The sequence below is a fragment of the Crenobacter sp. CS_VA4 genome (assembly GCF_055597485.1).
Window position 1 is genome coordinate 25,874 of record NZ_JBVMAE010000035.1, and the last position, 8,567, is coordinate 34,440.

General features: G+C 62.9%; 4 protein-coding genes. All 4 read right to left on the reverse strand.

Annotated features, from left to right (window positions below; translation table 11 throughout):
• Positions 1-42: 42 nt before the first annotated feature.
• Entirely contained in the window at positions 43-3,486 is a 3,444-nt protein-coding gene (dnaE, locus tag ACZ2IA_RS20460) for a DNA polymerase III subunit alpha (protein ID WP_470294438.1), read from the reverse strand.
• Positions 3,487-3,622: 136 nt separating this feature from the next.
• The gene (locus tag ACZ2IA_RS20465) at positions 3,623-3,874 is read right to left on the reverse strand and encodes a PhaM family polyhydroxyalkanoate granule multifunctional regulatory protein (RefSeq protein WP_470294439.1); all 252 of its coding nucleotides are present in this window, start codon (positions 3,872-3,874) and stop codon (positions 3,623-3,625) included.
• Positions 3,875-3,996: 122 nt separating this feature from the next.
• Positions 3,997-6,276: an NADP-dependent malic enzyme gene (locus tag ACZ2IA_RS20470; protein WP_470294440.1), complete on the reverse strand. Its 2,280-nt coding sequence runs from the start codon at positions 6,274-6,276 to the stop codon at positions 3,997-3,999.
• 358 nt (positions 6,277-6,634) lie between these two features.
• The gene (gene nadB / locus ACZ2IA_RS20475; protein ID WP_470294441.1) at positions 6,635-8,206 is read right to left on the reverse strand and encodes an L-aspartate oxidase; all 1,572 of its coding nucleotides are present in this window, start codon (positions 8,204-8,206) and stop codon (positions 6,635-6,637) included.
• Between the last annotated feature and the right edge of the window lie 361 nt (positions 8,207-8,567).

The following is an 8,567-nucleotide window of genomic DNA, read 5'->3' on the forward strand; positions in this document are numbered from 1 at the left end:
CAGCATCTCGGTGGCTCCGATCGGCGGGAAACGCCTACCGGTTTACCACATCACCTTGACGGCTTCGTTACCCAGCCAGTCGCGCAGGCCGAGCAGCAGGCCGTCATCGAGGCGCACTCCCCAGCCCTGTGGGAACACCAGTTCGCCGCGCGCCTGGTGGTTCCGGTAATCGACCCGCACCACGCAGCCCATCTCCTCGCTGCGGAACGGCGACAGCATCGCCTTCAGCCGCGCCACGTCGCTGTTGCCGTTCATCTGCAGCTTCAGGCCGCGTGCGAAGCGGCTGCGCGCTTCGCCCAGGTCGTAGATCTTGTCGGCGATGATGCGCAGGCCGCCCGAGAAGTTGTCCTCGCTGACCTTGCCCTCGATCACCAGCACGGTGTCTTCCTTGAGCTTGTTGCGGTTGGCGTCGAACGCCTCGGCGAACACCGACACCTCCAGCTTGGTGCTGGCGTCGTCGAGCTGAATGAACGCCATCTTGCCGCGGTTGCCGACCTTGGTGCGGATGCCGGTGACGAAGCCGGCGATCAGCTGCGGGTCCTTGCGCGGCGCGACGCGGTTGAGCGGGGTCTTGATGAAGCCGCGTACCTCGCGCTCGTACGAGGTAAACGGGTGGCCGGACAGGTAGTAGCCGATCGCCAGCTTCTCTTCGGCCAACTGCACCGCAGGCAGCCACGGCTTGGTGGCGACCATCTCGACGCCCGGCGCCGCGTCGGCCTCGAACATGTCGAATAGGCCGCCCTGGTTGGCGTTGGCCGCTTCCTGATCGGCCGCTTCCAGCGCCAGGCCGACGTTGGCGAACAGCAGCGCGCGGTTCGGTTCGATCGCGTCGAACGCGCCGGCGCGGATCAATGCCTCGATCACCCGCTTGTTGACGATGCGCTTGTCGGTACGACGGCAGAAGTCGAACAGGTCGGTGAACGGGCCGGTCTCCTTGCGCACCGCGATGATGTGCTCGACAGCGGCCTCGCCGGTGCCCTTGACCGCGCCGAGCGCGTAGCGAATGTGCTGGCGATCGACCGGCACAAAGCGGTAGAAGCTCTCGTTGACGTCCGGCGGCAGGAACTTCAGCTTGTTGGCGATCGAGTCGTCGTAGAACACCTTCAACTGGTCGGTGTTGTCCAATTCCGACGACATGGTCGCGGCCATGAACGCGGCGCAGTGGTGCGCCTTCAGCCAGGCGGTCTGGTAGGACACCACCGCGTACGCCGCGGTGTGCGACTTGTTGAAGCCGTACTCGGCGAACTTCGCCATCAGGTCGAACAGCTGTTCGGCCAACTTCGGGTCGTAGCCCTTCGCCGCCGCGCCCTCGGCGATCTTGCCGCGGTGCAGTGCCATCTCCTCGGGCTTCTTCTTGCCCATCGCGCGGCGCAACATGTCGGCGCCACCGAGCGTGTAGCCGCCGATGATCTGCGAGATCTGCATCACCTGTTCCTGATACACGATCACGCCGTAGGTCGGCTCGAGACACGCGGTCAGGTCGGGGTGGAAGTAGTCGACCTCCTGCTTGCCGGCCTTCCGCAGGATGAAGTCGTCCACCATGCCGGAACCGAGCGGGCCCGGGCGGTACAGCGCCAGCACCGCGATGATGTCTTCGAAACGGTCGGGCTTCAGCTTTTCCAAGAGCCGCTTCATGCCGTCCGATTCCAGCTGGAATACCGCGGTGGTGTTGGCCTTCTGCAGCACCTGGTAGGCGGCCGGGTCGGTGAATTCCAACAGATTCAGGTCGGTGGTGAAGCTCGGGTCGAGCGCCTTGATGTAGCGCACCGCCAGATCGATAATCGTCAGGTTGCGCAGGCCCAGGAAGTCGAATTTCACCAGGCCGATCTGCTCGACGTCGTCCTTGTCATACATCGACACCGGCACCGAGTCCTCGCCGGACGCCTGATACAGCGGACAGAAGTCGGTCAGCTTGCCCGGCGCGATCAGCACGCCACCGGCGTGCATGCCGATGTTCCGCGTCATGCCCTCGAGCTTCTTCGCCAGCACCCACAGCTCGCGCAGTTCTTCCTCGTTCTCCAGCCTCTCCTTCAGCACCGGCTCCATCTCGACCGCGTCGTCGAGCGAATACTGCTTGCCCGGTGCGGCCGGGATCAGCTTGGAGACACCGTCGCAGAACATATACGGTAGGTCGAGCACCCGGCCGACGTCGCGTACCACGGCCTTGGCGGCCATCGTGCCGAAGGTGGCGATCTGCGACACCGCCTCGGCGCCATAGGCCTGGCGCACGTACTCGATCACCCGGCCGCGGTTGTCCTGGCAGAAGTCGACGTCGAAGTCGGGCATCGACACCCGTTCCGGGTTCAGGAAGCGTTCGAACAGCAGCGCATAGGCCAGAGGGTCGATGTCGGTAATGCCGAGGCTGTACGCGACCAGGCTACCGGCGCCGGAACCCCGGCCCGGCCCGACCGGGCAGCCGTTGTTCTTCGCCCAGTTGATGAAGTCGGCCACGATCATGAAGTAGCCCGGGAAGCCCATCTGGATGATGGTGTCGGTCTCAATCTTCAGCCGCGCATCGTATGCCGGGCGGCGCTCGGCGCGCACCGTCGGGTCAGGGAACAGCTTCTCCAACCGCTGCTCCAGGCCTTCCTGGGAGCTGTGCACCAGGAAGTCGTCGAGCGTCATGCCGTCCGGAGTCGGGAAGTCCGGCAGGTAGTTGGTGCCCAGCTGCACGGTGATATTGCAGCGCTTGGCGATTTCGACGCTGTTCTCGAGCGCTTCCGGGATGTCGGCAAAGCGCTCGGCCATCTCCTCGGTCGACAGGAAGTATTGGCAGGGGTCGAAGTCTTTCGGCCGGCGTTTGTCCGACAGCGTATAGCCCTCGGCGATGCACACCCGTGCCGCGTGCGCCTTGAAGTCGTCGGCGTCCATGAACTGGATCGGGTGGGTGGCGACCACCGGGATGCCGGTCTCGCCGGCCAGCCACAGCGTCGCCTGGACGATCTGCTCGACCTGCGGGTTGTCGAGGCGCTGCACTTCCAGATAGAAGCTATCAGGGAACAGGCCGGTCCAGTATTCGGCGCGACGGCGCGCCTCGTCCGGGTGGCCGTTGGTCAGCGCCTGGGCGATATCGCCCAGATGCGCGCCGGACAGGCAGAGCAGGTTGCGGTTGTCGCCGCGCTCTAGCCATTCGCGTTTCAGTTCGGTACGGCCGCGGTACTGGTTGTGCAGGAAGCCTTCGGTCAAGAGTTCGCACAGCCGCAGGTAACCGTCGCGGTTCTTCGCCACCAGCATCAGCCGGAACGGCTTGTCGCGGTCGTCCTCGTTCTCCAGCCAGGCGTCGACCGACACGATCGGTTTGATGCCGGCGCCGCGGCAGTACTTGTAGAACTTCACCATGCCGAACATGTTCATCAGGTCGGACATGCCGAGCGCGGGCATGCCGTCGGCCTTGGCGCGTTTTACCGCTTCGTCGAGCCGGACGATGCCGTCGGTGATGGAGAACTCCGAGTGGAGGCGTAGATGGACAAAGCGCGGGGTAGTCATGCGCGCATTGTACCGTGCGGGCGGGTTGGCCGAAATGCGCCGGGTCGCTTTTAGGACAGCCGATTGGGGCCGGATGGGTGGGGTGTGGGGCGGGGGAAAAGCGGCGGTGCGAGTAAGTGACCGCCGCGATGGACGATCAGCCGTTGTCCGGCTTGGGCTTCATCGCCACCAGCGCGGCGCGCTGCATTTCCAGCGTCTTGATCTGCATCGACAGCAGGCCCAGGTTCATCGTCAGCCAGCCTTCGACCACGCGCAGTTCGGCCACCTTGCGGTCGATTTCCTCTTCGGTCAGCGGCGGCAGGAAGGCCTGCGCCTGCGGCGGGGTAGCGGTCTGCCAGAACTGGCGCAACAGGGCGAAGGGGTCGTTCGGGTTGAAGTCGGTACTCATGCAATCTCCCTTGGGCGCTAGGTGATGCGGTTCGTGGACGCAACGGCACGCAGGCCGCCGTGTAAACAAAAACGGGCAAGCCCGAAGGCTTGCCCGTTGAGTATAGCGCCGAGTGTCAGGCTTTAGGCCTGGGCGACCTGGGCTTCCACGGCCGCGAGCGCCACCATGTTGACGATGCGGCGCACCGACGAGATGGAGGTCACGATGTGGGCCGGCTTGGCGATGCCCATCAGGATCGGGCCGATGGTCACGTTGTCGGCGGCCGACACGCGCAGCAGGTTGTAGCTGATGTTAGCGGCTTCGACGTTCGGCATGATCAGCAGGTTGGCCTGACCCTTCAGCGTGCTGTCCGGCATGGTCTGATGACGCAGGCTCTCATTCAGCGCGGAGTCACCCTGCATTTCGCCATCGATTTCCAGGTCCGGCGCGCGTTCCTGCACGATCGCCAGCGCTTCGCGCATCTTCAGCGCCGAGACGCTGTTGATGGTGCCGAAGCTGGAGTTCGACAGCATCGCCACCTTCGGCTGGATGCCGAAGCGCTTCACGGTCTCGGCGGCCATCAGCGTGATGTCGGCGAGCTGCTCGGCGGACGGGTCGGCGTTCACGTAGGTGTCGGCGATGAAGATGTTGCCGGTCGGCAGCATCAGCGCGTTCACCGCGGCGGCCAGTTTCTTCGGATTGTTATGGCCGAGGACGTCCTGGATGATCTCGTAGTGCTGACGGTAGGCGCCGTAGGTGCCGCAGATCAGTGCATCGGCTTCGCCGCGACGGACCATCAGCGCGCCGATCAGCGTGGTGTTGCCGATCACGCGGCGACGCGCCTGTTCCTGCGACACGCCGCGACGCTTCATGATCTCGTAGTACTCTTTCCAGTACTCGGCGTAGCGCGGGTCGGACTCGTTGTTCACCAGCTCGAAGTCCTTGCCGGCTTCCATCTTCAGGCCCAGCTTGGCGATACGCTTCTCGATCACGCTCGGACGGCCGACCAGCACCGGGAAGGCGATGCCTTGCGACACGATTTCCTGGGTGGCGTGCAGCACGCGCTCGTCTTCGCCCTCGGTCAGCACGACGCGCTTGGTGTTCTGCTTGGCGGCGGTGAACACCGGCTTCATGAACAGATTGGTCTTGTAGACGAACTGCGACAGCTTCTCGACGTACGCGTCCATGTCCTCGATCGGACGAGTGGCGACCCCCGACTCGATCGCGGCTTGCGCCACGGCCGGGGCGATCTTCACGATCAGGCGCGGATCGAACGGCACCGGAATCAGGTATTCCGGGCCGAAGGTCAGTTCCTGGCCACCGTAGGCCGAAGCGACCACTTCGTTCTGCTCGGCCATCGCCAGATCGGCGATCGCGCGCACGCAGGCGAGCTTCATCTCTTCGTTGATGGTGGTCGCGCCGACGTCCATCGCACCGCGGAAGATGAACGGGAAGCACAGCACGTTGTTGACCTGGTTCGGGTAGTCCGAACGGCCGGTACCGATGATCGCGTCCGGGCGGACTTCCTTCACCAGTTCCGGCAGGATTTCCGGTTCCGGGTTGGCCATCGCCAGGATCAGCGGGTTGGCGGCCATGGATTTCACCATGTCCTGGGTGACCAGTTTCGGGCCGGACAGGCCAAGGAAGATGTCGGCGCCGACGAAGGCCTCGCCCAGCTTACGCTGGCCGTTATCCTTGATCGCGTAGCGCTTCTTGGAGTCGTCCATCTTCTCGTCGCGGCCTTCGAAGATCACACCCTTCGAGTCGCAGACGGTGATGTTGCTCGGGGTCACGCCCAGGGCCACCATCAGGTCTAGGCAGGCGATCGCGGCGGCACCGGCGCCGGAGGCGACCACGCGCACCTTGGCGATGTCCTTGTTCACCAGGCGCAGGGCGTTCAGGACGGCGGCGGCGGCCACGATGGCGGTGCCGTGCTGGTCGTCGTGGAACACCGGAATGTTCATGCGCTCACGGCACTTCTTCTCGATGTAGAAGCACTCCGGCGCCTTGATGTCTTCCAGGTTGATGCCACCGAAGGTCGGTTCCAGCGAGCAGATGATGTCGACCAGCTTGTCCGGGTCGAGCTCGTTGACTTCGATGTCGAACACATCGATGCCGGCGAACTTCTTGAACAGCACGCCTTTGCCTTCCATCACCGGCTTGCCGGCCAGTGCGCCGATATTGCCGAGGCCCAGTACGGCGGTGCCGTTGGAGATCACCGCCACCAGGTTGCCGCGGGCGGTGTATTTGTAGGCGTTCAGCGGATCGTCAACGATGGCCATGCAGGGAGCGGCCACGCCCGGCGAGTACGCCAGGGCCAGATCGCGCTGGGTGGCCAGCGGCTTGGTCGGTGCTACTTGAATCTTGCCCGGGGTCGGGAATTGGTGAAAATCCAGCGCGTTCTGGCGCAATTGCTCATCCATCAGGAACTCCTGAGTCTTTTTACAGGTGTGGAATCAATTTCCAATATTATACGGGACAACGACAGCCAAGGGTTAGTGGCGCTGTTGGACAGTCTTATATAGACGCCCTGGCTAGGTTGAATGATGCCTGAAAACCGGGTCGAGCGGGAGGGGGAAGGTTGCCAGGGTTGGCCGAAACACGAGGGCGGGCAGGGTGGCGAAGTGGCGTCAGTGTCTGTTCAATCAGTAGCTTGTGACGCTGAATGGGGGCTTCGTTCCACAACGAAATGGCGGCCTTGTCGGACAGTGTCCAGGCGGTCGGCGGAATGTTGTAAAACGGCGTTCCGCTAGCCGGAACGCCGTCGTGGGCCATGGTGGCTTACGGCTCGAGTACCGATTCTCTCGCTTCGGCCAACGTTTCCGGGTAATCGCGGCTGTAGTGCAGGCCACGGCTCTCCTTGCGCAACATCGCTGAGCGCACGATCAGTTCTGCGGTCTGGACCAGGTTTCTGAGCTCGATCAGGTCGTTCGACACGTGGAAGTTGCTGTAGTACTCATCGATCTCGGTCTTCAGCAGGTCGATGCGGTGCAGCGCCCGTTCCAGTCGTTTGTTGGTGCGCACGATGCCGACGTAGTCCCACATCGCCCGACGCAGTTCGTCCCAGTTGTGCGAGATCACCACTTCTTCGTCTGGGTCGGCGACCTGGCTGTCGTCCCAGTCTGGAATCGCCGGCAGTTCGGTCTTCGGCGATTTCAGGATGTCGTTGGCCGCCGCACGGCCGATCACCATGCACTCGAGCAACGAGTTGCTGGCCAGCCGGTTGGCGCCGTGCAGGCCGGTGCAGGCCACTTCGCCGACCGCGTACAGGCCATCGACGTCGGTATGCCCCTCTAGATCGGTCACTAGGCCGCCGCAGGTGAAGTGCACCGCCGGCACCACCGGAATCGGCTGCTGGGTGATATCGATGCCCAGTTCCAGGCAGTGGGCGTAGATATTCGGGAAGTGTTCCTGGATGAAGCTGGCCGACTTATAAGAGATGTCGAGATAGACGCAGTCGAGACCGTGCTTCTTCATCTCGAAGTCGATCGCGCGTGCCACCACGTCACGCGGTGCCAGCTCGGCGCGTTTGTCGTGGTTGGGCATGAAGCGGGTGCCATCCGGCAGGCGCAGGATGCCGCCTTCGCCACGTACGGCTTCGGTAATCAGGAACGACTTGGTCTGAGGGTGGTACAGGCAGGTCGGGTGGAACTGGATGAACTCCATATTCGACACCCGGCAGCCGGCGCGCCAGCCCATCGCGATCCCGTCGCCGGTTGCGGTATCCGGGTTGGTGGTATAGAGGTAGACCTTGCCGGCGCCACCCGAGGCCAGGATGGTGCTCTCGGCCGCGATGGTCAGTACCTCGTCGTTGGCCTTGTCGAGCGCATAGGCGCCGAAACAGCGGTTACTGTCGAGACCGAGCTTCTTCGAGGTGATCAGGTCGATCGCGAGGTACTCTTCCAGCACCGTAATATTCGGGTGAGCCTTGATCTTCTGGCCGAGCGTCGAGGTCACCGCCGCACCGGTCGCATCAGCGGCATGGATGATGCGGCGATGACTGTGGCCACCTTCGCGGGTCAGGTGATAGCCGGTCTTGTGTGTTTCATCTTTAGTGAATGGCACGCCCAGCGCGATCAGCCAGTCGATTGCCTGCTTCGAGTTCTCGACGATGAAGCGCGTCGTCTCTTCATTACACAACCCGGCGCCGGCCACCAGCGTATCGCGGATGTGATCCTCCACCGAGTCACCGGTATCCAGCACCGCGGCGATCCCGCCCTGCGCATAAGTCGAGCTGCATTCCAGTAGATCGCGTTTGGTGATCAGGCCCACCTTGCGTTTTTCCGCCAAGTGCAGAGCCAGCGTCATCCCGGCTAGACCGCTGCCAATAATCAGTACGTCGAATTTGAGCATTGCCTTGTCACTCTATCTTCTTGAAGTTCCCCGGCCCGAAGGCGTAACCGACTTAGCGTAGCAGAACCGTCATCAAAAGGGAGGCAGGGCTAGGCATATAGAGGTTGGTCGAACGGTTGCGTGGCCAGTCTCTAGGGGCTCTCGACCTGTCGAACAAGGCTAAATACAGGGGGCTATGAAATACCCGATACGGATATCTATTTTTGTTTCAGTGGTTTGCTGCGTTGGTGAGGCTGTGGCCGCATTTTCTTTGCAACCGAGTGTTGACGAGGTAGGGGTGGGGGGGTATAGTTCGCCTCCTCTGCTGCTGACACAGCGAAACGAAGCCAGTCAGCCGCAACTGCTCTTTAACAGAACGAAC